Below are 26,856 nucleotides of genomic sequence, written 5' to 3'. Positions count from 1 at the left end.
ATCTCCGGCGCCATCCATGATCGGTCCCGATGCCGGACGACAGAAACAACGACGCCAGACCTTCTCCCGACGCACTGCTTGACCATGCCGAGCGGGAAGGTCGCGGCCGGCTGCGGATATTCCTGGGTGCCGCTCCCGGCGTAGGCAAGACCTATGAGATGCTGATGTCGGGCCGCGCCAGGCTGACCGACGGCGTGGATGTGGTGATCGGTGTCGTCGAGACGCATGGGCGCAAGGAGACACTGGCCCTGGTCGAGGGTTATGAGGTCATTGCCCGCCGCAAGGTCGGCTACAAGGGGCGCATCCTCGACGAGATGGACATCGACGCCATCCTCGCCCGGCGCCCGGCGCTGGTTCTTGTCGACGAACTCGCCCACACCAATGCGCCCGGCAGCCGCCATCCCAAGCGCTATCTCGACGTCCAGGAAATCCTGACGCACGGCATCGACGTCTACACGACGCTCAACATCCAGCATGTCGAAAGCCTGAACGACGTTGTCGCCCAGATCACCAAGGTCAGGGTTCGCGAGACGGTTCCCGATTCCATCATCGACCAGGCCGACGATGTCGAGATCATCGATCTCACTCCCGACGACCTGATCAAGCGGCTCGAGGAAGGCAAGGTCTATTTCCCCAACACCGCGCAGCGCGCGATCGAGAACTATTTCTCGCCGGGCAATCTGACGGCGCTCAGGGAGCTGGCGCTGCGCCGCACCGCGCAGCGCGTCGACGACCAGTTGCTGATCCATATGCAGGCCCACGCCATTCCTGGACCGTGGGCTGCGGGGGAAAGGGTACTCGTCTGCGTCGACGCGCGTCCGGGCGGGGCGGCGCGTATTCGCTACGCGCGCAGGTTGGCCGACCGGCTCCGTGCCCCGTGGACGGCGCTGCATGTCGACAGCCCTCGCTCGGCCAGCATGCCCGAAGCGGACAAGGATCGGCTCGCTACGAACCTGCGGCTTGCCGAACAGCTCGGCGCCGAGGTGACCACCATTCCCGGTCAGAACATCGCGCAGGACATTGTTCGCCATGCGACGGCGAACAATTTCACCCATATCGTGGTCGGCAGGCCGACCCGGTCGCGCTGGCGGGAATTGATCGAAGGCTCGCTCACCTACGATCTCATCCGCAACGCCGGTGACATCAGCGTCCATGTCATTTCAGGAACCGAACGCAACGCCGAGGTGACGTCGAGGAGTGTCAAGGCGGCGGACGAGCAGTGGCAGTTCGAGATCTGGCCCTATCTCAAGGCCACGGCCTTTGTCATCGGTTCGCTCGCCTTCGCCGTCGTTCTCGATCAGTTTCTCGACGTTCGCAACCTGGCGATCATTCTTCTCATCGGCGTACTGGCATCGGCGGTAACCGGCGGTCTGTGGCCGGCTCTGTACGCTTGTTTCGCCAGCGCCCTTGCTTTCAATTATTTCTTCCTGGAGCCTCGTTATACGCTGACGATCCGGGATCCGGAGAGCATCGTCGCGCTTGGCGTCTTTCTCGTCGTTGCGGTCATCGCCAGCAATCTGACGGCGCGCGTGCAGCGCCAGGCGGTCGCCGCCCGCTCGCGGGCGCGGGCCACGGAAGACATCTACCTCTTTTCAAAGAAGCTCGCCGGCGCCGGCACGCTCGACGACGTCCTTTGGGCCACGGCCTTCCAGATCGCCTCGATGCTGAAGCTGCGGGTGGTGCTGCTTTTGCCGGAAGACGGGACCATCACCGTCAAGGCCGGCTATCCGCCCGACGACACGCTGGCCGAAGCCGACATCGCCGCCGCCCGCTGGGCCTGGGAGCACAATCGTGCCGCGGGTCGCGGAGCCGACACGCTTCCAGGCGCCAAGCGCCTCTATTTGCCCTTGCGGACGGGGCGCACGGCCATCGGGGTCGTCGGCCTGGACAACGACAAGCAGGGTCCGCTGCTGACGCCCGAGCAGCAGCGGCTGCTTGACGCACTGGCCGACCAGGCGGCGGTCGCCATCGAACGTATTCAATTGGTTGCCGACGTCGACCGTGCCAAGCTCGCGGCCGAGGCGGACAGGCTGCGCTCGGCGCTGCTCACCTCCATTTCACATGATCTGAAAACGCCGCTCGCTGCCATCATGGGCGCGGCTGGCACGCTGCGGGATTTTTCAGTCGCGCTTCCCGAACCGGACCGGGCCGAACTGCTGTCGACGGTGCTGGACGAATCCGAGCGGTTGAACCGCTTCATCGCCAATCTGCTCGACATGACCAAGATCGAGTCCGGCGCGATGGAGCCGAACTACGCCTTTCACTATGTCGGCGACATCGTCGGCTCCGCCTTGCAAAGGGCCAGGAAAATCATTGGCGAGCACAAGATCGAGACCGACATCCCCAGGGATTTGCCGATGTTGAAGGTCGACCCGGTGCTGTTCGAGCAAGCGTTGTTCAATCTTCTCGACAATGCGGCGAAATATGCCCCGGCAAGCTCGACGATTCGCATGCAAGGTTGGACCGACAATGGCTCCGTCCTGCTGCAAATCATGGATGAAGGGCCAGGCATTCCTCCCGGCGATCTGGAACGGATTTTCGACACGTTCTATCGAGTGCGCAAGGGCGACCAGATTCGCGCCGGTACGGGGCTCGGCCTGTCGATCTGCCGCGGCTTCGTCGAAGCGATGGGTGGCACGATCATGGCGGCAAACCGGACCGACGGTTCGGGCGCGGTGTTCACCATTAAAATGCCCAGGCCCGAAAATCCGCCCAATTTCGACGCTTCGAATACCGACGACCACGACGCGGGTGACCTGGCATGACAAATTCCAACGTCAGGATATTGGTCGTCGATGACGAGCCGCCGATCCGCAAGCTGCTGCGCGTCGGGCTCGGCAGCCAGGGCTACGCGATCAGCGAGGCGCCGAACGCGAAGGTGGCGATCGAACTGATGGAGGCGGAGGAGCCGGACCTCGTCCTGCTCGACCTTGGGTTGCCCGGCATGAGCGGCCATGAGCTGCTGCGCAAATGGCGCGACGATGGTCTCGACATTCCAGTGGTCATCCTGTCCAGCCGGACCGACGAGGCCGGCATCGTCCAGGCCCTGGAACTCGGCGCCGACGACTATGTCACCAAACCTTTCGGCATGAACGAGCTGGTGGCGCGCATTCGCGTGGCGCTCCGCCACAAGTTCCAGCAACAGGGCGAGAAGCCGATTTTCCAGACCGGCGATCTCAGCGTCGACCTGGTCAAGCGCATCGTCAAGGTCGAGGGCAAGGAGGTAAAGCTGTCGCCGAAGGAATACGACATCCTGCGCATGCTGGTGCAGCACGCCGGCAAGGTGCTGACACACCATTTCCTGTTGAAGCAGGTCTGGGGCGATTCGACCGATGTGCAGTACCTCAGGGTCTATGTCCGGCAGCTCAGGCAAAAGATCGAGAAGAGCCCCGACCAGCCGCGCTACATCACCACCGAGACCGGCGTTGGCTACCGCCTGCGCGAGGTCGAGTGAGCAGGCCAGGTTTTAGCCGATAGCTTCCCGTGGCTGGCCAAGCGGTCTGCAAACCCGCAAGGCCGCCAGGCAGCCGACAATGCCGAGCGGCACGAAGGCAAGAAACAGCCAGGAGGCGACATTCGCCGCCGCGTCGTGGTTCAGACCTTGCGAAAAGCCGCTGGCGTTGGCGACGATGCCGGCGAGTGCGGCGCCGACGGCATAGCCGATGCGCTGCATGGTCGGCACCGCCGCCGAGGCGATGGTCTGCTCACCCTCCGGGGCGGAGGCGACGATGACGCGCGTCAGGAACGGCCAGGCGATGCCGAAGCCGCCGCCCTGCAACAGGGCACACATCAGGATCAGCGGGATGGAGCCCAGGGGTATCGCATACGCAAAGCCTGCGATGCCGGCCGCAATCATCACCGCGCCGCCGACGATGATCAGCCGCTCGCGCTGCGGCGGCGCGTTGGCGACCAGGATCGAGAGGATCGACCAGGCGATCGATTCGGCGGCGATGATGTAGCCGGTGGTCAGCAGCGGAATGTCGTGAAGGCTGGTCAGCAACAGCGGTCCGTAGACGCCGAAGGAACAGGTCGCCACCGAAAAGGCGGCAACCATGGTCATGCCGGCGCCGACCGGCGTGCGCCATGAGAACAGCCGCGCCGGGAAGAGCCGCGAACGCGGCTTCAGCGCGTCGATGGTGAAGAACAGCACCAGGCCTATCAGGCCGAAGGCCATCAGCAGCGAAGAGCGCAGCAAGGCGATGTCGACGCCGGCCAAGGCAATCAGGACCACGGCGACGGTAAGGCAGCCAAGAGCCGCGAACGGGAAGGGCGGCGCCTTGCCCGTGCTCGTCCTGGGCTTCGTCGCCTGCGGCGTGTCGAGCACGAGGAAGCTTGCCAGCGCCATGGCGGCGCCGCCGAGTGTGAAGATGCCGAAGGCCCAGCGCCATGACAACAGCTCGGTCATGATCGCGCCGAGCAATGGTCCGCTGAAGGCGGCGACGCCCCAGATCGCCGACATGATGCCGAAAAGCTGCGGCCAGATGGCGCGCGAGAACAGTCGTTCGACCGAGACGAAGGCCAGCGACACCAGCGCACCGCCGCCAAGTCCTTCGATCAGGCGGCCGGCGAGGAACAGTTGCATGGAAGGCGAGGTGGCGCATATCAGCGCGCCTGTTGCGTAGAGCAGCGCGGCAACCACCATGTTGGTGCGCAAGGGGACATAACTCACCAGTCGTCCGGCGGCCGCGCCGGCAACGATGGCGCCGAGTTCGTAGATCGCCAGCGACCAGCCGACGAGCTGTACGCCCGCCAATTCGCCGACCATGGCCGGCATCACCGTTGCCACCATCGTTTCGTTGGTGGCGTGCAGCAGGATGCCGAGGCTGATGAAGCAGAAGCGCGCCAGGTCGCCGCTTGCCCACAATAAGCGCCAGTCGACCCTGTTCGTGCTGATCTCGGTCATTTCCACCCCTGTCTTGCATATCTCGACGCCAGCGCAGCACGCCAGAAGCCAGTACGGGTTTCCGGCAGGACCATGCGAATCGACAGCGCCGGATCGAGGCGTTGTGGCGTTCGGGGCAGGCTTGTAAAACCTCAACCGGGGTTGAGCTCAAGCGGTTTTTTTGAAGATCGTTCGCGCGGCAGCCTTTCCGGTTGCGGGTTCGTTGCGCGATCAGTTCTCGGTGCTGCGCAGCTGGAATTGGCTGACGCCGATCGCGAGGTTCATGCCGGTCTGCGTCTGCAAGCTGAGCGGCTGCAAGGTGAAGGCCTGAGAGGAGCCGCCGACCAGCAGATTGGCGCCGGCGCCGACGGCGGCCGTCACCTCCGCGCTGGCGCCGATGTAGTCGCCGGCCAGCGCACCCGGCGCATAGATGTTCTTCAGCGGCGTCAGCACGATCCACTGCATGACCGTCTGCTTCGTCGTGCCGATGTCGAGGCCGTATTTGTTGACAGCGCCGAAATAGGCTTCCGGCGCGAAGCTTTTGTCGGCGGGGTTAAAGGTGCAGCTCAGATCCTTGCTCGAGCCGAAGATGAAGCCGGTGCCGCCGCCTATGGCGCAGTCAAGCGTACCGACTTCCATGCCTCGGTCCTGCGCCTGCACCGCTCCGGATAGCGTGGTGAACATGGCGGCAGCTATGGCTGTCTTCAGCATGATGGTTCCCCTCCAAAATCAAACGGCGCGAAACCATCCTATCTGGTTCCGCGCCGCGGGTGAGGGGTCATGGAGCGCACGGCTCCATGTAATCACTTGAATGAGTGGATCAGCTGGAGCGAGGTCACGGCCACGGCAAGGTTGACGCCGGTCTGCGCCTGGACGCTGAGCGGCTCCAGCATGAAGGCGCTGTCCAGGCCGCCAACCAGCAGATTGGCGCCGCCGCCGGTCACCACGCTCGCTTCGGCGTTGACACCGTAGTAGCTGCCGGCGAGATCGCCTCCGTCACGGTCCCGGGTCGCAGCCAGCACGGCCCAGACGAGCTGGCCCTGATGCGTCTGGCCGACATCGAGGCCGATCTTGGAGATGACGCCTGTGTAAATCTCGGACGGCCCGTGATGATGAGGCCGGAAGACACAGGACACGCCCTTGTTGGAAGCGACGATATAAGCGGTGCCGCCGTCGATGGTGCAATCGAGCGTGCCGAGTTGCAGCTTGCCGGCGCTGGCCGGAGCCACCGCGAACATCGTCGTGGCGAGGGCAGCGGCGCAGGCGAGTTTCTTGATCATGGGAGGGTCCTTTCGCAAAATACTTTCAACAACGGCTTGGGTGGGTAGACCGTTCCGCCGAAAACTTGGCGCGATCAAGGCAGGGGCCGAAAGCCTCCTGCCGGGGTTAATGCGCGGTTGCGAAGTGCGTCCTTTCGGACACGCAAAGAATCCCGCGGCACTTGGATGTCATGCGGATTTGTATGGTAAGCCGAAACCGAGATCAGCTGACGCGGGCGAGGCCATCCTTGGCCGGCTGGTAGGTAGGGTCGAGGCGAACGGCTTCCTTATAGGATTTCGCGGCCTTCGCCTTGTCGCCGCGCCGCTCATAGATCAGCGCCTGGTTGGACCAGGCCTCGGCATTCCTGCCGTCGAGCTTGATCGCCATGTTGAAATCGGAGAAGGCATTGTCTTCGTCGTTGGTCGCCAGATAGGAGAGGCCGCGGCCATTGTAGGGTTCGGCGGCGTCCGGCGCCAGCGAGATGGCGGTCGAGAAGTCCTCGATGGCGAATTTGTGCTGGCCCTGGCTCTGATAGATCAGGCCTCGATTGTGGTAGGCGCGCGCGTCGGTCGTATCGAGCTGGATCGCCTTCTGAAAGTCGTTGAAGGCGTCCTGGGTGCGACCCGCCTTGCGGTAGAGATTGCCGCGGCCGATATAGGCGGCGTCATAGTTCGAGTTGATCTGAATCGAACGGTTGTAGTCCGCCAGCGCGGCTTCCTGGTTGCCGAGGAAGCGCTGGATGAGCGCGCGATTCGAATAGGCCTGGAAGAAATTCGGATTGAGCTGGATGGCTTGATTGAAATCCTTGAGCGCCGCCTGGTACTGACCGCCACGGCCATAGGCCGAGCCGCGCACATTGTAGCCTTCGGGATCCTGGGGATTGCGCTGGATGACCGCCGACAGCGAGGAAATGTTCTCGCTCGACCCTTGCGCCTTGTCGATGTTGTTGAATTCACCGGTCGGGCCCGCCGTTTGGCAGCCGGCAAGCGCCAGTCCGGAGAGCAGGGCTGCTGTCAGGGCGAAACCACGCAATGCGGTCCCGCGCTCCACGCTCGTTGCGTTCATGTCTGCCCTGTCCTCACTTCAAGCCGCGTCGTTCAGGTCCGGCTCCCCCTTCGGACCGGTCACATCAAAACAAAAAGGTGGCGGCGATTCCACATCGCGCCACCTCTGATATCCTTCGAAAAGGACGAAAAATTGGCGTTAGAACCGCGGCGGACGCGGAGCGCCACCTGCACCGCCGGCGGCGCCAGCAGCGACCGGGCGCGGCGTCATCGGCAGCAGGCCTTCGCGCTGGGCGCGCTTGCGGGCCAGCTTGCGGGCGCGGCGAACGGCTTCAGCCTTTTCGCGGGCGCGCTTCTCGGACGGCTTCTCGTAGTGACCGCGCATCTTCATTTCACGGAAAATGCCTTCGCGCTGCATCTTCTTCTTGAGAGCGCGAAGCGCCTGATCAACGTTATTGTCGCGGACGAGTACCTGCACGGGCAATCCTGTCTTTCGGGTTTGATATCAACAGGCAAGCGGCCATAGCCACTAGCCTCCGCGGCGGTTTACACCACGAATTGTGGCGGCTGATAGCAGAATCATGCCGCGCTGTCCACAGCGGAAATGAATTTGCGGGGCCAGCCGCCGTCTGTTTGCCTTGATATAAGGAGCCGACTAGGCCGTCGCGAGGTGCAGCAGCTCGAAATCCTCGAAGAACTCGCCGTAGTCGCAGGTGATCTCCTCGCCCACGGCGATGTCGCGGGTCGCGGTGGCCCCGCCATATTGCGAAAAATCCGTATTCGGATTGCTGGAATGGTTCATGAAGCGGCCATTGTCGACTTCATAGACCAGGAAACCTGGCCGGTCCGGGCTCGGATAGGCATAGCGGTCGAGCAGCTCCCTGAGATGCGGGGGTGCCGTCTCGTATTTGTCCATGGGGATCAGCCGGTCGAAATCCGGATCGAGCCGCCAGATCGAAGCGCCTTTCCTGATCGGCTCCGCGGCGAACACGCCGACACCTTCGATCGCACTCGCAGTCACATAGGTTCTGATCAGCATCATGGTTCCAGACCCGCTTTTGGACATAAACGGAATCGCCAAATCGCGGCGTAAAATCAAGAGCGGCCGTTTGCCTGGCGGTTATGAGCATGCATCCCGCCGCTGGAATCTTCACGTCCGGTTGATCGACACGCCGCCATCGGCAAACAGAGCCGCTCCGGTGGTGAAGCTCGAGGCGTCGGAGGCGAGATAAAGTGCCGAGCGGGCGATCTCCTCCGGCATCGCGATACGCTTCAAAGCATGCAGGCCTTCGACGAAAACCCGTGATTCCGGGGTCTTGAAGGTTGCCGCCGGTGTGTCGGTGCCGCCGGGCAGCAGCGCGTTGACCCGCACGCCTTTCGGGCCGTATTCGGCGGCCAGCACCTGTGTCAGTCCGATCAGGCCGGCCTTGCTCGCGGCATAACTAGTCATGCCGGGCATGCCGACTGTGTGACCAACGAAGGTGGAGGTGAAGATCAGCGAACCGCCGCCGCGCTCGATCATTGCCGGCACCTGGTATTTGGCGCCGAGAAACGCGCTGGTGAGGTTGGTGTCGAGCGTCTCGCGCCATCCCTCCAGCGGCAGGTCCGAAATCGGCCCCATCCGGCCAACGGCGCCGGCATTGTTGAAGGCGATGTCGAGCCCGCCGAACTTTTCGACCGCCAGATCGACAAGGGCCTTTGCATAGGCTTCGTCCCTGACATCGCCGGCAAGCGCGATGGCCGCGCCATCATTGTCTTCTATCTCGGCGACGAGCGTATCGAGCTCGGCCTGACGGCGGGCGGCGACGATGACCTTGGCGCCTTCCTCGGCAAAGAGTTTTGCCGAGGCCCGGCCGATGCCGGAACTGGCGCCGGTGACGATGGCGATCTTGTTTGCGAGTGCGAACATTTCTGCATCCTTTTCTTCGCGCCGGCCTGACCGGCAGTTGGGGTGCTTGGTCGCAGATCGAGGCAAGGCGAGCCACCCGATACGTGCCAAGATGCTGGAAAGCGCCGACGCACCAGATGCGTCTTTTTCACCACGGCGCAAAACGGCAAGCGCCGTCGCAAACAGCGCAAGGGTGGAAGCGCTGTTTCGCTAGTGATACACCTCGCGCGCCGGGACCGAACGAACGCCGGCCGCCATTCGCGAAGCCTTTTTGGGGCGAGGTTGGGACGTTGAAGAAATATTCGGTATTCGCCATCGCCCGGGAAGCCATGCGCGGCCACAAGGGCTGGGAGGAACAGTGGTCCTCGCCTGAGCCCAGGAAAGAATACGACGTCATCATCGTCGGCGCCGGCGGCCATGGCCTGGCCACCGCCTATTACCTCGCCACGGTGCACGGCATCACCAATGTCGCGGTGCTGGAAAAGGGCTGGCTCGGCGGCGGCAACACCGGCCGCAACACCACCATCATCCGCTCCAACTATCTCTATGACGAGAGCGCCGGCATCTACGACCACGCGCTGAAGCTGTGGGACGGGCTCAGCCAGGAGCTCAATTACAACGTCATGTATTCGGCGCGGGGCGTCATGATGCTCGCGCACAATGTGCACGACGTGCAGGTGCTGAAGCGTCACGTTCACGCCAACCGGCTGAACGGCATCGACAATGAGTGGCTGACGCCGGAGCAGGCGAAGGAATTCTGCCCACCGCTCAACACCTCCAAGGAGGCGCGCTATCCGGTGGTCGGTGCGTCGCTGCAGCGGCGCGGCGGCACGGCCCGTCATGACGCCGTTGCCTGGGGCTATGCGCGCGGCGCCTCGGCGCGCGGCGTCCACATTATCCAGAATTGCGAGGTTACCGGGGTCAAGCGGGCGGCCAATGGCGCGGTGATGGGCGTCGACACGACGCGCGGCTTCATCGGCGCCAAGAAGGTGGGCGTCGTTGCCGCCGGCCATTCCTCCGTCATCATGAACATGGCCGGCGTGCGCATGCCGCTGGAAAGCTATCCGCTGCAAGCGCTGGTGTCGGAACCGGTCAAGCCGGTGGTTCCCTGCGTGGTGATGTCGAACACGGTGCACGCCTATATCTCGCAGTCCGACAAGGGCGAGCTGGTGATCGGCGCCGGCACCGACCAGTATGTCTCCTACTCGCAGACCGGCGGCTTGCACATATTGCAGCATACGCTCGACGCCATCTGCGAGATGTTCCCGATCTTCACGCGCATGAAGATGCTGCGCTCGTGGGGCGGCATCGTCGACGTCACGCCCGACCGCTCGCCGATCCTGGCCAAGACGCCGGTGCCCGGCCTCTATGTCAATTGCGGCTGGGGCACGGGCGGCTTCAAGGCGACGCCGGGATCGGGCCATGTCTTTGCCCATACGATCGCCAGGGACGATCCGCATCCGATCAACGCGCCCTTCACCATCGAGCGCTTCCGCACCGGACGGCTCATCGACGAGGCGGCGGCGGCGGCGGTGGCGCACTGATGATGGCGCAGATGGCTGTCGCGATGCCGCTGATGCTGGCGGGGGAACAAGTGCTGGCGGGGGAACGGGGCATGTTCCATTTTCCCTCGCCGGACGAAGTGCGCACGCAGCCGATCAGCCGCACCGGCAACGAAACCGTCTGGCCGTTTTCGGTCGATGACGGCACGCTGGCCTGCGTCTGGAGTGGCGGCCAGAGAGTGGTGATGTTCTTCGAGGGACGACCCGAAGGACTCGACGAGGCCGAGACATTCCAGCCGCGTCAAGTCATCGTCACCACCGATCCGATGCAGCTCACCCTCGGCAACATGGCGTCCCGCGATCTGTTTCGTCCCGCTGCAAGCGTGGAAGAGCGCATCCGGCTCGTCGCACCGTTCGCGACCTTGGGACAGAAGCTTTGCGATCAACCGGCGGGCGCCCACGTCGGCCACGGCGAATTGTAGGAACCAGGACAATGCTTCTCATCCGCTGCCCCTATTGCGAGGAAGAGCGTCCGGAACTCGAGTTCCGCAACGCTGGCGAGGCGCACATCGCGCGCTCGGCCAATATGGCCGGCGAGAGCGACGACGATTTTGAAAAGTTCTTCTTCATCCGCTCCAACCCCAAGGGCATCATTTATGAGCGCTGGCGGCACATGCATGGCTGTGCGCGCTTCTTCAATGCCGTACGCGACACCGTCACCGACAAATTCGTCATGACCTACAAGGCCGGCGAGCCCAAACCCACCAAGCTGCCGAAAAACTCCAACGAAGTGGTTGCCAAATGAGCGGCGCGTTCCGCATTCCCTGCGCTGGCCGCTTCAGCCAAGCCAAGACCGCGCGGTTCAGCTTCGATGGCCAGTCCTATGCCGGCATCGAGGGCGACACGCTGGCCTCGGCGCTGCTCGCCAATGGCGTCCATCTCGTCGGCCGTTCGTTCAAGTACCACCGTCCGCGCGGCATCCTGTCGGCGGGCGCCGAGGAGCCGAACGCCCTGGTCGAAATCAGGCGCGACGCGGCACGCAAGACGCCGAACGTGCGGGCGACCGTGCAGGAGCTCTATGATGGGCTTGATGCGCAGTCGCAGAACCGCTGGCCGTCACTGTCCTTCGACCTCGGTGCGGTCAGCGATATCGCCTCGCCGCTGCTTTCGGCCGGCTTCTACTACAAGACCTTCATGTGGCCGAAAGCGGCGTGGAAGACGCTCTATGAGCCAAAGATCCGCGCCGCGGCCGGTCTTGGCGTTTCCCCGGACCAGCCGGATCCCGACCATTATTCATCGCGCTATGCGCATTGCGACGTGCTGGTGCTGGGCGGCGGTGCGGCAGGCATCGCGGCAGCGCTTGCGGCGGCCGAGACCGGCGTGCGCGTCATCCTCGCCGACGAGCAGGCCGAGTTCGGCGGCAGCCTGCGTTTCGAGAGCGGCGCGAAGATCGACGGCCAGGACGGTTTTGCCTGGGCGCAAGCTGCCGTGGCGAAGCTCGCCGCGATGGACAATGTCCGCGTGCTGTCGCGCACGACGGCGTTCGGCTACTATGCGCAGAATTTTATCGGGCTGGTCGAGCGTGTCAGCGAACATCTGAGGACCCCCGGCCACGATCTGGCGCGCGAGCGGCTTTGGCAGGTCCGGGCCAAGCGCGTGGTGCTGGCCTCCGGTGCGATCGAGCGCCACATGGTGTTTGCCGACAATGACCGGCCCGGCATCATGCTGGCGGGTGCCGCGCGCACCTATCTCAACCACTATGGCGTCGCCGTCGGCAGGAATGTCGGCGTCTACACCGCCAATGATTCCGCCTATGCAGCGGCGATCGACCTGAAGAAAGCCGGCGTCAACGTGGCGGCGATCGTCGATCTGCGCGACAATCCGACCGGACCGGTGATCGACGAGGCGAGGGCGCTCGGCATCGAGGTCAATTTCGGCCGCGCGGTGATCCGCGCCGGCGGCAAGCTCAGGGTCTCGTCGATGACCGTGCAGCCGAAGAATGGCGGCGGCGAACGCACCATCGCGGTCGATGCGATACTGATGTCGGCCGGCTGGACGCCGTCGGTGCATCTGTTCTCGCAGTCGCGCGGAAAGGTCGCCTTCAACGACGAGACCAAGCGCTTCGTGCCGGGCATCTATGCGCAGGACTGCGTCTCGGTCGGCGCCTGCAACGGCACCGACGGGCTGTCTGCGACGGTCGATGAGGCCTATGCGGCAGGCGCCAAGGCGGCCAGGGATGCGGGTGCCAAAACCGCCAAGGGCAGCAAGCCGAAGGTAGACGCCTCGGAGAGCTGGTCGCGCGGCATGCTGGGTGCAGCGCCCGGCGCCGGGTCGGATACGACGGTGAAGGCCTTCGTCGATTTCCAGAACGACGTCACCGCCAAGGACATCCGCCAGGCGGTGCACGAAGGCATGCGCTCGATCGAGCACGTCAAGCGCTTCACCACCAACGGCATGGCGACCGACCAGGGCAAAACCTCCAACATGCACGGCTTGGCGATTGCCGCCGAGACGCTGGGCAAGCCGATCCCGGAAGTCGGCCTGACCACGTTCCGGGCGCCCTATACGCCGGTCACCTTCGGCGCGATCGTCAGCCATGCGCGAGGTCCGCTGTTCGACCCGACACGCAGAACCGCGATCCATCCCTGGGCCGAGGCGCAAGGTGCCATGTTCGAGGATGTCGGCCAGTGGAAGCGCGCCTGGTATTTCCCCAAGGCGGGCGAGGACATGCACGCGGCGGTCGACCGCGAATGCGTCGCCGTGCGCAAGACGGCTGGCCTGTTCGATGCCTCGACGCTGGGCAAGATCGAAGTGGTCGGGCCGGACGCGGCCAAATTCATGGAACTGCTCTACACCAACCCATGGGAGAAGCTGCAGCCCGGCCGCTGCCGCTACGGCATCATGCTGCGCGAGGACGGGTTCATCTATGATGACGGCGTCGTCGGCAGGCTGGCCCCCGACCGTTTCCACGTGACGACGACGACCGGCGGCGCGCCGCGCGTCATGAACCATATGGAGGACTATCTCCAGACCGAGTTCCCGCATCTCAATGTCTGGCTGACCTCGATCACCGAGCAATGGGCTGTTATCGCGGTGCAGGGACCCAAGTCGCGCGACATCATCGCGCCGCTGCTCGAAGGCATCGACATGTCGGACGAGGCGCTGCCGCACATGTCGGTGCGCGAAGGCAAGATCTGCGGCGTGCCGACGCGGCTGTTCCGCATGTCGTTCACCGGCGAGCGCGGCTTCGAGGTGAACGTGCCGGCCGACTATGGCCAGGCGGTCTGGGAAGCGCTGTGGGCCGAAGGCCAGAAGCATGGTGCGGCTGCTTATGGCACCGAGGCGATGCACGTGCTGCGCGCCGAAAAGGGCTACATCATCGTCGGCCAGGACACCGACGGCACGGTAACGCCGAACGACGCCGGCCTCGATTGGGCGGTCGGCAAGAAGAAGCCGGACTTCGTCGGCATCCGCGGCCTGACGCGGCCAGATCTGGTCGCCAAGGGCCGCAAGCAATTGGTCGGCCTGAAGACCAGGGATCCCAAGGTGGTGCTGGAAGAGGGCGCGCAGATCGTCGAGGACCCGAAGCAGGCGATCCCGATGAAGATGATCGGCCATGTCACCTCGAGCTACTGGTCGGAAAATTGCGGCCGCTCGATCGCTCTGGCGCTGGTCGCCGGCGGCCGCGACCGGATGGGCGAGACCCTCTATGTGCCGATGCCGAACGGGGTGATCGAAGTGGAGGTTACCGGCATGGTGTTCTTCGACGAGACGGGAGGGCGCCTCAATGGCTAAGGCCGCTGCAAGAAAGACGGCTCCGGCCGCATCGCCTTCGGTCGAACGCCGTCCGGCGCTGGCTGGGCGCAGCACCACTGCCGCCAGCGTCAAGGTCGAGGTGCTGCCGCCGGCCGAGCGCGTTTCATTACGGGCGCCGGAGGCTTCGGTCGCAGCGCTTTCAAAGGCGCTCGGCGTGACCTTGCCGAACAAGCCGAAAACCGCTGCCGCGAACGGCGGGCGCACCGCTCTGTGGCTCGGCCCCGACGAATGGCTGGTCATCGATGAGGCCGACAACGATCCGCTCGCCGATTGCGCCAAAGTATCCGCGCTGCATTCGGCGGTCGGCGTCTCGCATCGCAACATCGCGATATCAGTGATGGGTGCCGGAGCGGCGGCGGCGATCAATGCGGGCTGCCCGCAGGACCTGTCGCTCGACGCCTTCCCGGTGGGAGCAGCGTCGCGCACCATCCTGGGCAAGACCGAGATCGTGCTGCTGCGCACGGGTAACGACGCCTTCCGGGTCGAATGCTGGCGTTCCTTCTCGGACTATGTCTTTACTTTGCTGTCCGAGGGATCGCGCGACGCGGCGGTCTGAACTCGGAACGTTTTGCAGGGCACGCTCGTTCTGCATCCGCACGCCGAGGGAGAATGCCGATGCCGTCGAATTCCGCGCCGAAGTCGCCGGTCATAAAGACATCGGCTGTCCGCTCGCTCGAACACGAGCGGCACGAAGCGCCGAGCGCCGAAGACGAACTCGAGGAAGGCCTCGAAGACACGTTCCCGGCCAGCGATCCGATATCCATCACTGGAACGGCCATTCCTGGAGCTCCGGCAAAACCAGGCAAGGCCAAGACCGTGCCCGGGCGCAAGAGGCGCAAGCCGTAGTTTCCATCGGGCAAGATCTCATCGGGCCTTCTCAATCCCCTTGGACATGCTATTTAAAGCGCTTTGGGAGATGAAAATGCCGACAAAAGCGATCGTATGGGGCGAGAACGTCCACGAGCAGACCAATGAAGCCGTGCGCGACCTCTATCCCTTGGGCATGCACGGCACCATTGCCGCCGCCCTCAACCAGGACAAGGGCATCGAGGCGACCACCGCCACCTTGCAGGAACCCGAACATGGCCTGAGCGAGAAGCGCCTGGCGGCCACCGACGTGCTTTTGTGGTGGGGCCACGCGGCGCATGGCGAGGTCAAGGACGATATCGTCGAGCGGGTGCAGAAGCGGGTCTGGGAAGGGATGGGCCTGATCGTGCTCCATTCCGGCCACTACTCGAAGATATTCAAGCGGCTGATGGGCACGCCCTGTTCGCTGAAATGGCGCGAGGCGGGCGAGCGCGAGCGCGTCTGGGCGATCAACCGCGGCCACCCGATCGCGCAAGGCATCGGCGAGTGCCTGGAGATCGGCGAGACGGAAATGTATGGCGAGCCGTTCGCCGTGCCGGAGCCGCTCGAGACGGTGTTCGTCTCCTGGTACGAGGGTGGTGAGGTGTTCCGATCCGGGCTGACCTACCAGCGCGGCGCAGGACGGATCTTCTACTTCTCGCCCGGCCACGAGACCTATCCGATCTATCACAATGAGGGCGTGCAGCAGGTGCTGCGCAACGCCGTCCATTGGGCGCACAACCCGGCGCCGGCCTGGTCCGGCATCACCAATGCGCCGAACGTGCCGACGGATGTGGCCAAGGAGAAGATCGTGCAGAAGGGGCTGCGCCTGCATGCCGACGGCGACAAGGGCCTGAGTTGATTCGGGCCTGAGCTGATCGGGGCCTGAAATGCTTAAGGCGTGAGTCGATTGGGGCTTGGGGCTAATGCATCGAATTCTTCTGCTCGGCACCGGCGGTATCGCCGGGCATCATGTCGAGGAGTTTGCCGAGATTCCGGGCTGCAGCATCGTCGCCTGTGTCGACCAGGTGCCCGGCCGCGCGGCAGCGTTTGCCGCCGTCGGCAAGATCGGCGAATCTTTCGAGAGCCTGGAGGCGGCGATCGCCTGGGGTCAGTTCGATGCCGCCATCAACGCGACGCCGGATGGTGCGCATATGGCAACGACGCTGGCGCTGCTTGCCCAGGGAAAGCATGTGTTTTGCGAAAAGCCGCTGGCGCCGAACCACGCCGACGCGCTTGATATGACCGAAGCGGCCGAGGCTGCCGGGGTGATCAACATGGTCAACCTGACCTATCGCAACTCACCGGCGATCCAGGAGGCACGGCGCATGGTTCAGGCCGGCGAGATCGGCGCGTTGCGCCATGTCGAGGCGAGCTACCGGCAAAGCTGGCTGGTCAGCAAATCATGGGGCGACTGGCGGGTCGAGGACAAATGGCTGTGGCGCTTGTCCAGCCGGCACGGTTCAACCGGCGTGCTGGGCGACGTCGGCATCCATATCCTGGACTTCGCGACCTATGGCGCCGATCAGGACATCGTCAGCCTCCACGCCGATCTGGTGACGTTTCCGAAGGCCGAGGGCGAGCGCATCGGCGACTATGTGCTGGACGCCAATGACAGCGTGGCAATGACGGCCCGGCTCAGTTCCGGCGCGCTCGCCACGATCGCGGCGAGCCGCTACATGACCGGCCACGCCAACGATTTGTCGCTGGCCCTGCACGGCACCAAGGGCGCCATCAGGGTCAAGACCGACGGCAAGGCATCTAACCTGTCGGCCTGTCTCGGCGGCGATGTCGATCTTCAGCGCTGGCAGATCTTGGCGCTGCCCAGTGTCAAGCGCAATGCGCGACGCTTTGCCGATGCGCTGGTTACAGGCCGGAATGGCGATCCGTCGTTCCGGCGTGCCGCGGACATGCAAAAGCTTATCGACGCGGCCTTCGAGAGTTCAGCGGCGAAGCTGCCGGTTTCGGTCGGCTGAAGCTGGCCGGCTTGTGCCGGCCAGACGCGATCCTTGCTGATGTCAAAATGCGCTCGGTACAATCCACGGATTGATGCTGATGCCGAGGCGCGGGCCCTTGCCTTCAGCGGTGTTTTCCGTGGCACCCTTCTTTTCGACCGAACCGGTCGAAGCGCAATCGAGCTTCACGTTGGTCTTGGTGTCAACGCAGGCCGCCACCGGCGCATGCTTGACGGGGTGGGTGGTGTTGGCGGCGAAGGCCGAGCCCGAAAGTGCCAGCACGGCGGCGAGGGTGAGGAGTGTCTTTTTCATTGTCAGTCTCCGTTTTCGACGGGTAAATTTCTCTCGTACGCGTACGATTCGCTGTACATATACGCCCGTCGATCGCGAAGTTCAAGGAAAACCGTACGCGTACAATAAATTTTTGTTAACCAAGAAACCCCCAGGTCTGGAGGGGAATACACAAACCAAAGGAAACGGCGTTCAGCAGGTGACCGGTGTCTCGGTCAGTGGCGGCACGTTTTGCGTGCTGAGCGTCGCAAGCGTGAAATCGCACATCCGCTTCACGAAGGCCTGCGGATCGCCGAAGGGGTAAAAAGGAAAGGTGATGAGCAGCGAGATCGTGCCGTGTCCGACCGCCCACAGCATGGTGGCGATGGCGCGCGGATCGCCCTGCAATTTGCCGGCGGTGACGCAGGCCTCGACCCTGCTGATCAGCACCTTCATAGCAGGGTTGCTCTCTTCCATTTCGTTGTAGCCTTCCGGCAGCTTGGTCTTTTCGGTCATGAACACGGTGCGGTATTCGTTGGGATTGCCGAGTCCGAAAGCGGCATATTCGGTCATCACCGCCTGCAAGGCCTCGATCGGATCATCGGATGGATGCCCCTCGATGCGGCGGGCGAGTGTCTCGAATGCATCCTCGGCCAGAGCGAACAGGATGTCCTGCTTGTCGGCGAAGTAGGAGTAGACCGACATCGGGGCATAGCCGACCCGCTTGGCCAGCTTGCGGATGGTCAGGCCTTCATAGCCTTCTTCCTGGACGAGCTTGTGCGCGGCCTCGACCAGTTCGGAGCGCAGTTCGGCCTTTTGTTTCTCGCGGCGTGTCTGGACGCTCTGCGGCAAGATCTGGTGCCTTTGGTTGGTTGGTGGCTGGCTAAATTATATACGCTGTACGGAAACGGACAAGGGCATGGGAAGTTCCCAAGCGGTATGCTTCGGATCGTGCCCACGCTCGTCGAAGTTGGCGGCACCCATGATCAACACCGTTGCTCCGTCAAAGCGGCCATCACGCCTCCTTGTCGATCAGCTTCGCGGCAAGATGCGAAAGCAGCTTCACCGCCTCGCCATAGGTCCGGGCTTTTTCCGGATTGGAGGCATTGCCGTCCAGCGCCCGCTTGAAGACGCCTTGGCAGATCGCAGCCAGCCGGAAGAAGGAAAAGGCGAGGAAGAACGTCCAGTTGCCGATACTGGTGAGTCCGCGCCGCCGGCAGTAGCTGGCGACATAGTCTTCTTCGGAAGGCAGGCCGATCGCGGACCGGTCGACACCGCCCAGGCCGCGAAAGCCCGAGCTATGCGGCAGCCGCCATTGCATGCACTGATAGGCGATATCGGCGAAGGGGTGGCCCGATGTCGACAGTTCCCAGTCGAGCACCGCCAGAACCTTTGGCCGGTCCGGCGCGAAGATCAGATTGTCCAACCGGTAATCGCCATGCACCAGCGAGACGCGGCCGTCATCGGCGGGCATATGCGTCTCCAACCAGGCAATCAGCCGATCCATATCGGCGACGGTGCCGGTTTCCGAAGCGCGGTACTGGCTCGTCCAGCGCGCCAGCTGGCGCTCGAAATAACTGCCCGGCCGGCCGAAATCGCCGAGTCCCACTGTTTCGACATCGACCTCGTGCAGCGCGGCAAGAGTGGCGTTCATGGCATCGTATATGGCGGCGCGTTCTTCGTTGTCGCGAGCCTCCGGCAGGGCCGGATCCCAGAAGATGCGGCCGTCGAGGAAATCCATCACATAGAACATGCGGCCGATGGGCGAGTCTTCCGCCGACAGATGCAGCATGGCAGGCACAGGCACGGCGGTGCCGGCAAGCGCGCTCATCACCCTGAATTCTCGGTCGACCTGGTGCGCCGATTTCAGCAATTGTCCCGGCGGCTTGGCGCGCAGCACGTAACGGCCGCTTGCCGCCGTCAAAAGGTAGGTCGGGTTCGATTGGCCGGATTTGAACTTCTCGACTGCAGCAAGCCCGGAAAAGCCAGGTATGTTCGCCTCGAGGTAAGGCGCAAGCGCTGCCTGGTCGAGAACGGGATCACTCATGCCGTCTCGGGCTGGCGTTCGATCAAGGTCAGCGTCAACCAGCGCGCGGTCAGTGCCGGCTTCTTCGAACCCTCGATCTCGATCGTCACGTCATGCGCGGTCTGCACCCAGCCCGACGGCCTGACCTTGACGTCGGCCAGCACGAAACGCGTGCGGATGCGCGCGCCGGTTTTCACCGGCGCCAGGAAGCGCAGCGAATCGAAGCCGTGATTGACGCCCATCTTGCCGTTTTCCAGCGGCGGCATGGTCTCGAAGGTCATCGCCGACAACAGCGACAGCGACAGGAAGCCGTGCGCGATGGTGCCGCCGAACGGCGTTTCGCGCATGGCCCGCTCCGGATCGCAGTGGATGAACTGGTGATCGTCGGTGGCGTCGGCGAACTGATCGATCATGCGTTGCGTGACCGCCCGCCACGGCGACACGCCAACCTCCTTGCCGACACTGGCCAGAAGCACATCGAGACTGATCGGTTCCACGCTCATGTCCTCCAGTTCACCTCCGGCTTCTGTGGCCGGAAAATGTCATTCCTTGAACAAGGTCAGCCCATGCTGCACCGACTGTCCGCCGTCGATCGGCAGAATGGCGCCGGTGATGTAGCTGCCTGCACGGCTGCACAAATAGAGCGTTGCGCCGGCAATGTCATCCGGTGCGCCGATACGGCCGATCGGAACATGGCTGCCGACGTGCCTGGCCTGCTCATCCGTGCCCGTGGCGAATGCCGTCATCCGGCTCTGGAAGGGGCCGGGAGCGAAGGCATTGACGGTGATGCGGCGGCCGGCGAACTCGAGCGCAAGGGTGCGGGTCAGATGATGCACGGCTGCCTTGGACGCCGTGTAGGAATAGGCGTCGTCGGCCAGCGGCTGCGTGCCCATCACCGAACCGAGATTGATCACCCTGGCCGGATCGGCGTCGCTGGCGGCGGCGTCGAGCAGTGGCAGCAATTCGCGGGTCAGATGGAAGACCGCGGTGACATTGACGCCAAACACCTTGGCCCAAGCCGAATAGGGGAAGCTTTCCAGCGGCGCGCCCCAGGAGACGCCGGCATTGTTGACCAGAATATGCAGTTTCCCGGTCCGCGCCTTGACCGCGGCGACGAGTGCAGCGATGCCGGCTTCGCTAGAAACGTCCCCGGCGAAGCCCTCGGCCCGGCCCGGTGCACCAAGCTCGTTCAACTCTTCGGCGACCTGGATGCAATCCTCGCCCTTGCGCGACGCGATCATCACGCTGGCGCCGGCCCTGACCAGCCCGGTCGCCGCCATGCGGCCTATGCCGGTCGCGGCACCCGTCACCAGCGCGGTCTTGCCGGCCACCGAAAACAGCTCGTCCAGATAGCTCATCACAATCCTCCGCGCTCGGCATGCGGGCAAACAGTTCGCGTTGACAAGGCTATCCGAAGTACGGTCATCCTTGCCACTGACAAAATGCCTGGCATGCATGAAGGGTTAGCGACCGATGACGGAGATGAATCTCGGCATGACCGAGCGGCTGAAGCCGATCCACACGCGCGTCGCGGCCATGGTGCGCGACGAGATCATGCCGCTCGACAGGGAATTTCTGAGCGAGGTGGGCAAGGCAGGCAACCGCTGGGTCTACAGTGCGCGCCAGAGCGAGATCCTCGAAGGGCTGAAGAAAACCGCAAGGGAGCGCGGCCTGTGGAATTTCTGGCTGACCGGCTCGGAACGCGGCTACGGCCTTTCCACCGTCGAATATGCCTATCTGGCCGAGGAGATGGGCAAGGCGCATCTCGGCGCCGAGACCTTCAACTGTTCGGCGCCCGACACCGGCAATATGGAGGTGCTGGAACGGTACGGCTCGGCCGACCACAAGAAAGAATGGCTGGAACCGCTGATCGAGGGCAAGATCCGCTCGGCCTATCTGATGACCGAGCCGGATGTCGCGTCGTCCGATGCCACCAACATTGCCATGCGCTGCGAACGCCAGGGCGACGACTACGTGCTCAACGGCGAGAAATGGTGGGCTTCGGGCGCCGGCGATCCGCGCTGCGCCATCTACATCGTCATGGTCAGGACCGGCGGCGATGACGAGCCGCAGCACCGCCGTCATTCGATGATCCTGGTGCCATCAGGCACAAGGGGTGTGACCAAGGTCCGGGCCATGCAGGTTTATGGCGATGACGACGCGCCGCACGGCCACATGCACCTTCGCTTCGACAATGTGCGGGTACCGACATCGAACCTGATCCTCGGCGAGGGCAGGGGGTTCGAGATCGCGCAAGGGCGGCTCGGTCCCGGCCGCATCCACCATTGCATGCGCGCCATCGGCCAGGCCGAGATGGCGCTCGAGATGCTGTGCCAGCGTTCCTTGCGCCGCGAGGCCTTCGGCCAGAAGCTGGCAAAGCTCGGCGCCAATTTCGACATCATCGCCGAATGCCGCATGGAGATCGAGATGGCCCGGCTGCTCTGCCTCAAGGCGGCGTGGATGATCGACCAGGGCGACGCCCGCGCCGCAGCCCCCTGGATCAGCCAGATCAAGGTGGTGGCACCCCGCGTCGCGCTCAAGGTCACCGACGAGGCGGTGCAGATGTTCGGCGCGCAAGGCATCAGCCAGGACACGCCGCTGGCGCGGTCGTGGACGCATCTGCGGACCTTGCGCCTTGCCGACGGGCCGGACGCCGTGCATCGCCGGCAGGTGGCGCGCACCGAGCTGAAGAAATACACGCAGGAAAAGGTCTGAGCGTCGGCATCGTCATCCGGCGATGCCGACAACCCAAGCACGGAGTGTTCCAATGGCCGTCTCCTCCGAAATGAAGGCGCTGCTGCTGGTCGGCGACGGCTACACCAGGACGCCGAGCGGCAGTGTGCTGGAGGCGATGGAGCCGTATGTCGAGCTGGGCAACATCGCGGTGCCGACACCCGGACCGACGCAGGTGCTGATCAAGGTCAGCCTCGCCTCGATCAACCCCTCCGACATCGCCTTCGTCAAGGGCCAGTACGGCCAGCCGCGCGCCAAGGGACAGCCGGCCGGCTTCGAGGGCGTCGGCATCGTCGTCGCCAGCGGCGACGAGACCTATCCCCAAAGCCTGATCGGCAAGCGCGTCGCCTTTGCCACCGGCGCCACCAACTGGGGCTCGTGGGCCGACTATGCCGTCGCTGAAGCTGCTGCATGCATTCCGCTGCTCGACACGGTCCGCGACGAGGATGGGGCGGCGATGATCGTCAACCCGCTCACCGCGCTCGCCATGTTCGACGTCGTCAAGGAGGAAGGCGAGAAGGCCTTCGTCATGACCGCCGGCGCCAGCCAGCTCTGCAAGCTGATCATTGGCCTGGCCAGCGGAGAGGGCTTCCGGCCGATCGTCACCGTGCGCCGCGACGACCAGATCGCGGCGCTGAAAGCGCTCGGCGCGGCGCACGTCCTCAACGAAAAGGCGCCGGATTTCAAGGCAGCGCTGCGCGAGGTGATGAAGGCCGAACAGCCGCGCATCTTCCTTGACGCGGTGACCGGGCCGCTGGCTTCCGCCATCTTCGACGTCATGCCGAAGCGTTCGCGCTGGATCATCTATGGGCGGCTCGATCCCGAAGCCACTGTTATCCGCGAGCCCGGCCAACTGATCTTCCAGCACAAGCATATCGGAGGGTTTTGGCTGAGCGAGTGGATGCGCCAGTTCCGCGATCGCCGCGGCCCGGCGATCCTGGAAGCGCAGAAGCGTTTTTCCGATGGGCGCTGGTCGACCGACGTGACGGCGGTGGTGCCGCTTGCCGAGGCGATGGCGCGGGTGCCAGCGGAACTGGCCAAGCCGAACGGCAAGGTGTTCATCCGGCCTTAGGCCAATTCGAAAGATTCGAGCAGCTTGGACGCGAGGGGCCTCGGAGGGCTTTGCGGGCAGAGATTGCCGGTTATCCGCCGACGCGGGACCGTCAGGCCGATATCCGCGTCCATCAAGCCCCCTATGCCACGCCGCTGCGTCCGTGATATGCCGCCGCCATCGAATGCCGGGACAGGCTGGACTGAGCTTGTTCCGGGATTGTGTGGGGTGCGCCTTGATGACGATTTCCAAGCCGGTTTTCGACCGTTTAGGGTTTGGCCTGTGGATCGGAGCGTTCCTGGTCGTTCTTGCCATGGTCCTGTGGTCGCCGTACACGCGGACGGTATGGAAGGCCTATATAGATGGCAGCGAGGCGCTTCTGGCCGGTCTGCCACTCTACGATACCCAATCCGAGATGGGGTATCTCTACGCGCCGGCCTTCGCCGCGCTCTACACTCCAATAGTCAAGCTCGGTCCGCATCTGGGCGGCGTGATGTGGCACTCCCTCGGGTTTGCGGTGCTGACCTATGCCGCGATGCGGCAGGTGCGCAAGCTCGGTGGTGACGAGTTGATGTGGCTGCTTTCTTTCGGCCTCTTCCTCGCTGTGCCGATGGCGCTCGGCGCGATCCGCAACGGCCAGGCGACGATCCTTTTGACCGGCGCTTGCTGGCTTCTCACATTGTCGGCGCTGGAAGGACGACGGGCGGAGACGTTCTTCTGGGCTTCGCTCGCCATCATCGCCAAGCCGACCGCGATCATAATGCTGTTGTTGGTAGGAGCCCTTCGGCTCCGGTTGATACCGGTGCTGGTGCTGGCGGTGCTGTTCGTGCTCGCACTGCCTTACGCTTTTGCTCCCGCCGGCTATCTCAACGATCAGTATCGTGTCTTCGCCCAGATGTTGACCTCCATGGCCGTCGAGAACACCAGCCATTTCGTGTCCACCGATTTCACGGCACCGTTCACCACGATAGGGCTGCCGATACCGGAATTCGGCGCAACGATCGTGCGCATGGTCATGGCCCTGCTTACGCTTTCAGCCGTCATCTGGTTCGACCGCAGGTTCGAACAGGGAAAGGCGGCGCTGGCGATCTTCCTGACGGCCACCTTCTACATGTGCGTCTTCAACCCGCGCGTCGAACCTAACACCTTTGCCATGATCGCGGTACCAGCCGGTCTTGCCATCGCCCTGTTGTGGCGCGAAGAACGGGGCGGCGTCCTCGCCTCGGTGCTGTCGATGACGCTGTTCGTGACCGGGCTGAGCGGCGTCGAGCGCCATGTGCACGATTTCCTCTTCCCCTGGTTCCGGCCGGTCGCCGTCACTTTCATCGCCGGTTCGCTGATCTGGTGGTTCTGGGCCAAGGCACGGGAAAAGGTGGTGAATGCGGGAGTCGCGAATGGCTGAGTTGCGACAGAGCCTCGATATCGTTGCGCCATTCTTCAACGAGGCGGCATCGGCATCGGCCTTCGCGCGCCTGCTAGGCGAGCTCGAAGCGGCCGTGGCACAGCGCTTCGGCATGACCGTGCACAAGATCCTGGTCGATGACGGCAGCGGTGACGATGGCGCTGGACGATTTTCGCAAGCGCTGACGGGATCGTGGGAGATCGTGCGCCTCAGCCGCAATTTCGGCAAGGAAGTCGCTGTACTCGCCGGCCTCGACCAGTCGCGCGGCGACATGGTGCTGATCATGGACGCCGACCTCCAGCATTCCCTGGACATCAGCCTGAAGCTGATCGCCGAGCTGGTGGACCATCCCGACATCGACGTCGTCTATGCCCAGAACGACCGCCGCGAGGCGAGTTGGCGGCGCAGCCAGCTTGCACGGCTTTTCTACAGCCTGATCAACAGCAGCCAGCGTTTCGACATTCCCGAAAATGCCGGCGATTTTCGCGTCATGCGCGGCGCCGTGGCGCGCGCACTGACCAGCCTGCGTGACAAGCGTCGCTTCAACAAGGGCCTGTTTGCCTGGGCGGGCTTTCGTCAGAAAGCTTTGCCCTATTCGCCGGAAGGCCGCGCCAGCGGCACATCGAAATGGAGCCGGCTCAACCTCATCGCCTTCTCGCTGGAGGGGTTCACCTCGTTCTCCGTCATTCCGCTACGCCTGATCAGTCTTAGCGGGCTGCTCGCGGCGGTGGCCGGCGCGCTCTATGGCGCCAAGGTGTTCTTCGAGGTGATCTTCTACGGCATTGCCGTTCCGGGCTACCCCAGCCTGCTGGTTGCCGTCGTTCTGCTCGGCGGCCTCAACCTGACCCTGCTTGGCCTGATCGGCGAATATGTCTGGGTGACGCTCAGCGAGAGCAAGGATCGGCCGGTCTATCTCGTGCGCGATGTCGTGCGCAGCGAGGCCCCCGCCGACCGGCCGGAGTCGGGCACTTCGAACAGATGACGCGGCGCATTCGCCTGATCGCTGACGATTACGGCCTGGCGCCTGGCGTTTCCGCCGGGATTCTCGATCTTCTCGATCGGGGGCGCCTGACCGGCACCAGCTGCATGACCGGCTTTCCCGAGTGGGCAAAGCAGGCAGAGCGCATAAAACCGCTGTGCGGCCGGGCCGCTGTCGGGCTGCACCTCACCTTGACCGACCAGTTGGCCGTCACCGGCCGGTCGGCCCTGGCGCCGGAAGGCCGGCTGCCACCGCTCCGCGCACTGGCCTTACCTGTTCTGCGCGGCCGCATCGGCGATCGCCATGTCCATGCCGAGCTTGACGCCCAGTACAGCCGCTTCGTCGAGGCGCTTGGCCGCCGCCCCGATTTCGTCGATGGGCACCAGCATGTGCATTTCCTTCCCGTCGTGCGCACATGGCTGCGCACGCGTTTTCCAGAAGGCGCCGACAGGCCGGCCCTGCGCGGCGCCCCGGCGCTGGCCGCGGGAGCGAAAGTCGCCGCGATTGCCGCGCTGGCTGCCGGGTTCAACCGCTCGATGCAGCGCGCGGGCTTCATCGTTTTCCAGCCGCTCGCCGGCATCTATGACTGGCGACAGCCCGAAAAGTTCGCTGCGGTTCTGCAGGCGGCCGTCGAAGGGTTGCCGGAGCGAGGGCTGTTCATGTGCCATCCCGGCCATGTCGACGAGACGCTGCGCGCGCGCGACACCATGCAAGATGTGCGCGAGGTGGAATTCGCGGCCCTCGCATCGGACGAATTCGGCGCTGGTCTGGCCCGCGCCGGCGTCGAGATCTTGGACGGCAAGAGATGAGCGACGCCGATCGGCCCCAGCGTTCGGCCGGCAGCAAGATCGTCCGCTTCGCCATTGTCGGACTGGCGAACACGGCCATCGACCTTGCCAGCTTCTTCCTGCTGCTCAAGCTCGGGGTTCCGCCGGTGCCGGCCAACATCGCTGCCTGGTTCGTCGCCGTCACCTTTTCCTTCGCGGCGAACGGCTTGTGGTCGTTCGAGCGCAATCGAGCCATCCGGCTGCATGACGCGTTCCTTCGTTTCGCCACGCTTGGAGCGCTGATTTCGCTCGGTGTCTCCAGCCTCTCGATCGCGCTATTCGCCGGCATCATCGGGGTGTGGCCGGCGAAAATCGGCGGCGTCGTGGTGGCGGCGGTGCTGAATTTCCTCGCCGCGCGCTGGTCGATCGAAGGCCGGTTCTTGAGATAGGTGGAATTATTTTTCTTACGAAATTC

The 26,856-nt window shown here is 64.0% G+C and carries 28 protein-coding genes; 16 read left to right on the top strand and 12 right to left on the bottom strand.

Features of this window, described 5'->3' with window-relative positions; all coding sequences use genetic code 11:
• Window positions 1–29: 29 nt before the first annotated feature.
• Window positions 30–2,765, top strand: a complete 2,736-nt coding sequence (locus tag NKI21_RS27035; protein WP_352440897.1) for a DUF4118 domain-containing protein — start codon at window positions 30–32, stop codon at window positions 2,763–2,765.
• Window positions 2,762–3,454: a response regulator transcription factor gene (locus NKI21_RS27030; protein ID WP_352440898.1), complete on the top strand. Its 693-nt coding sequence runs from the start codon at window positions 2,762–2,764 to the stop codon at window positions 3,452–3,454. The genes NKI21_RS27035 and NKI21_RS27030 overlap by 4 nt, the downstream gene beginning before the upstream one ends.
• A gap of 12 nt (window positions 3,455–3,466) precedes the next feature.
• Here NKI21_RS27030 and NKI21_RS27025 read toward each other — a convergent pair whose 3' ends face one another.
• The 7 genes from NKI21_RS27025 to NKI21_RS26995 form a co-directional block, all read right to left on the bottom strand.
• On the bottom strand, window positions 3,467–4,903 hold the full coding sequence (locus tag NKI21_RS27025; protein WP_352868292.1) for an MFS transporter: 1,437 nt from the start codon (window positions 4,901–4,903) through the stop codon (window positions 3,467–3,469).
• A 210-nt stretch (window positions 4,904–5,113) separates the two neighbouring features.
• Window positions 5,114–5,593, bottom strand: a complete 480-nt coding sequence (locus NKI21_RS27020) for a DUF992 domain-containing protein (RefSeq protein WP_023810132.1) — start codon at window positions 5,591–5,593, stop codon at window positions 5,114–5,116.
• A 92-nt stretch (window positions 5,594–5,685) separates the two neighbouring features.
• The gene (locus NKI21_RS27015) at window positions 5,686–6,162 is read right to left on the bottom strand and encodes a DUF992 domain-containing protein (RefSeq protein WP_023810131.1); all 477 of its coding nucleotides are present in this window, start codon (window positions 6,160–6,162) and stop codon (window positions 5,686–5,688) included.
• Window positions 6,163–6,364: 202 nt separating this feature from the next.
• Window positions 6,365–7,207: a tetratricopeptide repeat protein gene (locus NKI21_RS27010; RefSeq protein ID WP_023810130.1), complete on the bottom strand. Its 843-nt coding sequence runs from the start codon at window positions 7,205–7,207 to the stop codon at window positions 6,365–6,367.
• 138 nt (window positions 7,208–7,345) lie between these two features.
• Window positions 7,346–7,624, bottom strand: a complete 279-nt coding sequence (rpsU, locus tag NKI21_RS27005; RefSeq protein WP_023810129.1) for a 30S ribosomal protein S21 — start codon at window positions 7,622–7,624, stop codon at window positions 7,346–7,348.
• Between the two features lie 177 nt (window positions 7,625–7,801).
• Window positions 7,802–8,188: an SET domain-containing protein gene (locus tag NKI21_RS27000; RefSeq protein WP_352440901.1), complete on the bottom strand. Its 387-nt coding sequence runs from the start codon at window positions 8,186–8,188 to the stop codon at window positions 7,802–7,804.
• Window positions 8,189–8,296: 108 nt separating this feature from the next.
• The gene (locus NKI21_RS26995; RefSeq protein WP_352440902.1) at window positions 8,297–9,055 is read right to left on the bottom strand and encodes an SDR family oxidoreductase; all 759 of its coding nucleotides are present in this window, start codon (window positions 9,053–9,055) and stop codon (window positions 8,297–8,299) included.
• Window positions 9,056–9,324: 269 nt separating this feature from the next.
• Here NKI21_RS26995 and NKI21_RS26990 point away from each other — a divergent pair, with 269 nt between their 5' ends.
• The 8 genes from NKI21_RS26990 (at window position 9,325) to NKI21_RS26955 (ending at window position 17,174) form a co-directional block, all read left to right on the top strand.
• Window positions 9,325–10,578, top strand: a complete 1,254-nt coding sequence (locus tag NKI21_RS26990; protein ID WP_023810126.1) for a sarcosine oxidase subunit beta — start codon at window positions 9,325–9,327, stop codon at window positions 10,576–10,578.
• Window positions 10,578–11,018 carry a hypothetical protein gene (locus NKI21_RS26985; RefSeq protein ID WP_023810125.1) on the top strand — a complete coding sequence of 147 codons (441 nt, stop codon included), beginning with the start codon at window positions 10,578–10,580 and terminating at the stop codon, window positions 11,016–11,018. Before NKI21_RS26990 ends, NKI21_RS26985 begins: the two co-directional genes overlap by 1 nt.
• A gap of 11 nt (window positions 11,019–11,029) precedes the next feature.
• Complete coding sequence (locus NKI21_RS26980; RefSeq protein WP_023810124.1) at window positions 11,030–11,341, top strand: sarcosine oxidase subunit delta; 312 nt, start codon at window positions 11,030–11,032, stop codon at window positions 11,339–11,341.
• Entirely contained in the window at window positions 11,338–14,331 is a 2,994-nt protein-coding gene (locus tag NKI21_RS26975; RefSeq protein WP_352774436.1) for a sarcosine oxidase subunit alpha, read from the top strand. Before NKI21_RS26980 ends, NKI21_RS26975 begins: the two co-directional genes overlap by 4 nt.
• A complete protein-coding gene (locus tag NKI21_RS26970; RefSeq protein WP_352440905.1) occupies window positions 14,324–14,908 on the top strand; it encodes a sarcosine oxidase subunit gamma in 585 nt (194 codons plus the stop codon). The genes NKI21_RS26975 and NKI21_RS26970 overlap by 8 nt, the downstream gene beginning before the upstream one ends.
• Before the next feature lie 59 nt (window positions 14,909–14,967).
• Window positions 14,968–15,198, top strand: coding sequence for a hypothetical protein (locus NKI21_RS26965; RefSeq protein ID WP_023810121.1), 231 nt, complete (start codon window positions 14,968–14,970; stop codon window positions 15,196–15,198).
• Between the two features lie 76 nt (window positions 15,199–15,274).
• Window positions 15,275–16,060, top strand: a complete 786-nt coding sequence (locus NKI21_RS26960; protein ID WP_352868287.1) for a ThuA domain-containing protein — start codon at window positions 15,275–15,277, stop codon at window positions 16,058–16,060.
• 64 nt (window positions 16,061–16,124) lie between these two features.
• On the top strand, window positions 16,125–17,174 hold the full coding sequence (locus tag NKI21_RS26955; protein ID WP_352868284.1) for a Gfo/Idh/MocA family protein: 1,050 nt from the start codon (window positions 16,125–16,127) through the stop codon (window positions 17,172–17,174).
• Window positions 17,175–17,216: 42 nt separating this feature from the next.
• On the opposite strand, the gene NKI21_RS26950 is transcribed toward NKI21_RS26955, so the two are convergent.
• The 5 genes from NKI21_RS26950 to NKI21_RS26930 all read right to left on the bottom strand — a co-directional run bounded on the left by NKI21_RS26950 (window position 17,217) and on the right by NKI21_RS26930 (window position 20,807).
• A complete protein-coding gene (locus tag NKI21_RS26950) occupies window positions 17,217–17,465 on the bottom strand; it encodes a DUF680 domain-containing protein (RefSeq protein WP_127290616.1) in 249 nt (82 codons plus the stop codon).
• 171 nt (window positions 17,466–17,636) lie between these two features.
• Window positions 17,637–18,275, bottom strand: a complete 639-nt coding sequence (locus tag NKI21_RS26945; protein ID WP_352774439.1) for a TetR/AcrR family transcriptional regulator — start codon at window positions 18,273–18,275, stop codon at window positions 17,637–17,639.
• A gap of 163 nt (window positions 18,276–18,438) precedes the next feature.
• Window positions 18,439–19,470, bottom strand: a complete 1,032-nt coding sequence (locus NKI21_RS26940) for a phosphotransferase family protein (RefSeq protein WP_352868279.1) — start codon at window positions 19,468–19,470, stop codon at window positions 18,439–18,441.
• A complete protein-coding gene (locus tag NKI21_RS26935; RefSeq protein ID WP_023810115.1) occupies window positions 19,467–19,952 on the bottom strand; it encodes a MaoC family dehydratase in 486 nt (161 codons plus the stop codon). The genes NKI21_RS26940 and NKI21_RS26935 overlap by 4 nt, the downstream gene beginning before the upstream one ends.
• 39 nt (window positions 19,953–19,991) lie before the next feature.
• The gene (locus NKI21_RS26930) at window positions 19,992–20,807 is read right to left on the bottom strand and encodes an SDR family oxidoreductase (RefSeq protein ID WP_023810114.1); all 816 of its coding nucleotides are present in this window, start codon (window positions 20,805–20,807) and stop codon (window positions 19,992–19,994) included.
• A gap of 115 nt (window positions 20,808–20,922) precedes the next feature.
• Here NKI21_RS26930 and NKI21_RS26925 point away from each other — a divergent pair, with 115 nt between their 5' ends.
• The 6 genes from NKI21_RS26925 (at window position 20,923) to NKI21_RS26900 (ending at window position 26,830) form a co-directional block, all read left to right on the top strand.
• Window positions 20,923–22,164 carry an acyl-CoA dehydrogenase family protein gene (locus NKI21_RS26925; RefSeq protein WP_352629500.1) on the top strand — a complete coding sequence of 414 codons (1,242 nt, stop codon included), beginning with the start codon at window positions 20,923–20,925 and terminating at the stop codon, window positions 22,162–22,164.
• 52 nt (window positions 22,165–22,216) lie between these two features.
• Window positions 22,217–23,254 (top strand): zinc-binding dehydrogenase, encoded by a 1,038-nt coding sequence (locus NKI21_RS26920; protein ID WP_352774443.1) that lies wholly within the window; start codon window positions 22,217–22,219, stop codon window positions 23,252–23,254.
• A gap of 217 nt (window positions 23,255–23,471) precedes the next feature.
• A complete protein-coding gene (locus NKI21_RS26915; protein ID WP_128303155.1) occupies window positions 23,472–24,635 on the top strand; it encodes a glycosyltransferase 87 family protein in 1,164 nt (387 codons plus the stop codon).
• Entirely contained in the window at window positions 24,628–25,617 is a 990-nt protein-coding gene (locus NKI21_RS26910; RefSeq protein WP_128303154.1) for a glycosyltransferase, read from the top strand. Before NKI21_RS26915 ends, NKI21_RS26910 begins: the two co-directional genes overlap by 8 nt.
• Window positions 25,614–26,423, top strand: coding sequence for a ChbG/HpnK family deacetylase (locus tag NKI21_RS26905; protein ID WP_128303153.1), 810 nt, complete (start codon window positions 25,614–25,616; stop codon window positions 26,421–26,423). Before NKI21_RS26910 ends, NKI21_RS26905 begins: the two co-directional genes overlap by 4 nt.
• Window positions 26,420–26,830 (top strand): GtrA family protein, encoded by a 411-nt coding sequence (locus NKI21_RS26900; protein ID WP_127269060.1) that lies wholly within the window; start codon window positions 26,420–26,422, stop codon window positions 26,828–26,830. The genes NKI21_RS26905 and NKI21_RS26900 overlap by 4 nt, the downstream gene beginning before the upstream one ends.
• Window positions 26,831–26,856 lie beyond the last annotated feature (26 nt).

It is taken from the genome of Mesorhizobium sp. M0715, assembly GCF_040320355.1.
Taxonomy (GTDB): Bacteria; Pseudomonadota; Alphaproteobacteria; order Rhizobiales; family Rhizobiaceae; genus Mesorhizobium.
Note: the sequence above shows the minus strand (reverse complement) of the source record. Positions and strands in the feature narration are given on the sequence as shown.

Coding starts and splice junctions, on each gene's coding strand:
- NKI21_RS27035 (WP_352440897.1), top strand. CDS start 30: ATGCCGGACGACAGAAACAACGACGCCAGACCTTCTCCCGACGCACTG.
- NKI21_RS27030 (WP_352440898.1), top strand. CDS start 2,762: ATGACAAATTCCAACGTCAGGATATTGGTCGTCGATGACGAGCCGCCG.
- NKI21_RS27025 (WP_352868292.1), bottom strand. CDS start 4,903: ATGACCGAGATCAGCACGAACAGGGTCGACTGGCGCTTATTGTGGGCA.
- NKI21_RS27020 (WP_023810132.1), bottom strand. CDS start 5,593: ATGCTGAAGACAGCCATAGCTGCCGCCATGTTCACCACGCTATCCGGA.
- NKI21_RS27015 (WP_023810131.1), bottom strand. CDS start 6,162: ATGATCAAGAAACTCGCCTGCGCCGCTGCCCTCGCCACGACGATGTTC.
- NKI21_RS27010 (WP_023810130.1), bottom strand. CDS start 7,207: ATGAACGCAACGAGCGTGGAGCGCGGGACCGCATTGCGTGGTTTCGCC.
- NKI21_RS27000 (WP_352440901.1), bottom strand. CDS start 8,188: ATGATGCTGATCAGAACCTATGTGACTGCGAGTGCGATCGAAGGTGTC.
- NKI21_RS26995 (WP_352440902.1), bottom strand. CDS start 9,055: ATGTTCGCACTCGCAAACAAGATCGCCATCGTCACCGGCGCCAGTTCC.
- NKI21_RS26985 (WP_023810125.1), top strand. CDS start 10,578: ATGATGGCGCAGATGGCTGTCGCGATGCCGCTGATGCTGGCGGGGGAA.
- NKI21_RS26980 (WP_023810124.1), top strand. CDS start 11,030: ATGCTTCTCATCCGCTGCCCCTATTGCGAGGAAGAGCGTCCGGAACTC.
- NKI21_RS26975 (WP_352774436.1), top strand. CDS start 11,338: ATGAGCGGCGCGTTCCGCATTCCCTGCGCTGGCCGCTTCAGCCAAGCC.
- NKI21_RS26970 (WP_352440905.1), top strand. CDS start 14,324: ATGGCTAAGGCCGCTGCAAGAAAGACGGCTCCGGCCGCATCGCCTTCG.
- NKI21_RS26965 (WP_023810121.1), top strand. CDS start 14,968: ATGCCGTCGAATTCCGCGCCGAAGTCGCCGGTCATAAAGACATCGGCT.
- NKI21_RS26960 (WP_352868287.1), top strand. CDS start 15,275: ATGCCGACAAAAGCGATCGTATGGGGCGAGAACGTCCACGAGCAGACC.
- NKI21_RS26955 (WP_352868284.1), top strand. CDS start 16,125: ATGCATCGAATTCTTCTGCTCGGCACCGGCGGTATCGCCGGGCATCAT.
- NKI21_RS26950 (WP_127290616.1), bottom strand. CDS start 17,465: ATGAAAAAGACACTCCTCACCCTCGCCGCCGTGCTGGCACTTTCGGGC.
- NKI21_RS26940 (WP_352868279.1), bottom strand. CDS start 19,470: ATGAGTGATCCCGTTCTCGACCAGGCAGCGCTTGCGCCTTACCTCGAG.
- NKI21_RS26935 (WP_023810115.1), bottom strand. CDS start 19,952: ATGAGCGTGGAACCGATCAGTCTCGATGTGCTTCTGGCCAGTGTCGGC.
- NKI21_RS26930 (WP_023810114.1), bottom strand. CDS start 20,807: ATGAGCTATCTGGACGAGCTGTTTTCGGTGGCCGGCAAGACCGCGCTG.
- NKI21_RS26925 (WP_352629500.1), top strand. CDS start 20,923: ATGACGGAGATGAATCTCGGCATGACCGAGCGGCTGAAGCCGATCCAC.
- NKI21_RS26920 (WP_352774443.1), top strand. CDS start 22,217: ATGGCCGTCTCCTCCGAAATGAAGGCGCTGCTGCTGGTCGGCGACGGC.
- NKI21_RS26915 (WP_128303155.1), top strand. CDS start 23,472: ATGACGATTTCCAAGCCGGTTTTCGACCGTTTAGGGTTTGGCCTGTGG.
- NKI21_RS26910 (WP_128303154.1), top strand. CDS start 24,628: ATGGCTGAGTTGCGACAGAGCCTCGATATCGTTGCGCCATTCTTCAAC.
- NKI21_RS26905 (WP_128303153.1), top strand. CDS start 25,614: ATGACGCGGCGCATTCGCCTGATCGCTGACGATTACGGCCTGGCGCCT.
- NKI21_RS26900 (WP_127269060.1), top strand. CDS start 26,420: ATGAGCGACGCCGATCGGCCCCAGCGTTCGGCCGGCAGCAAGATCGTC.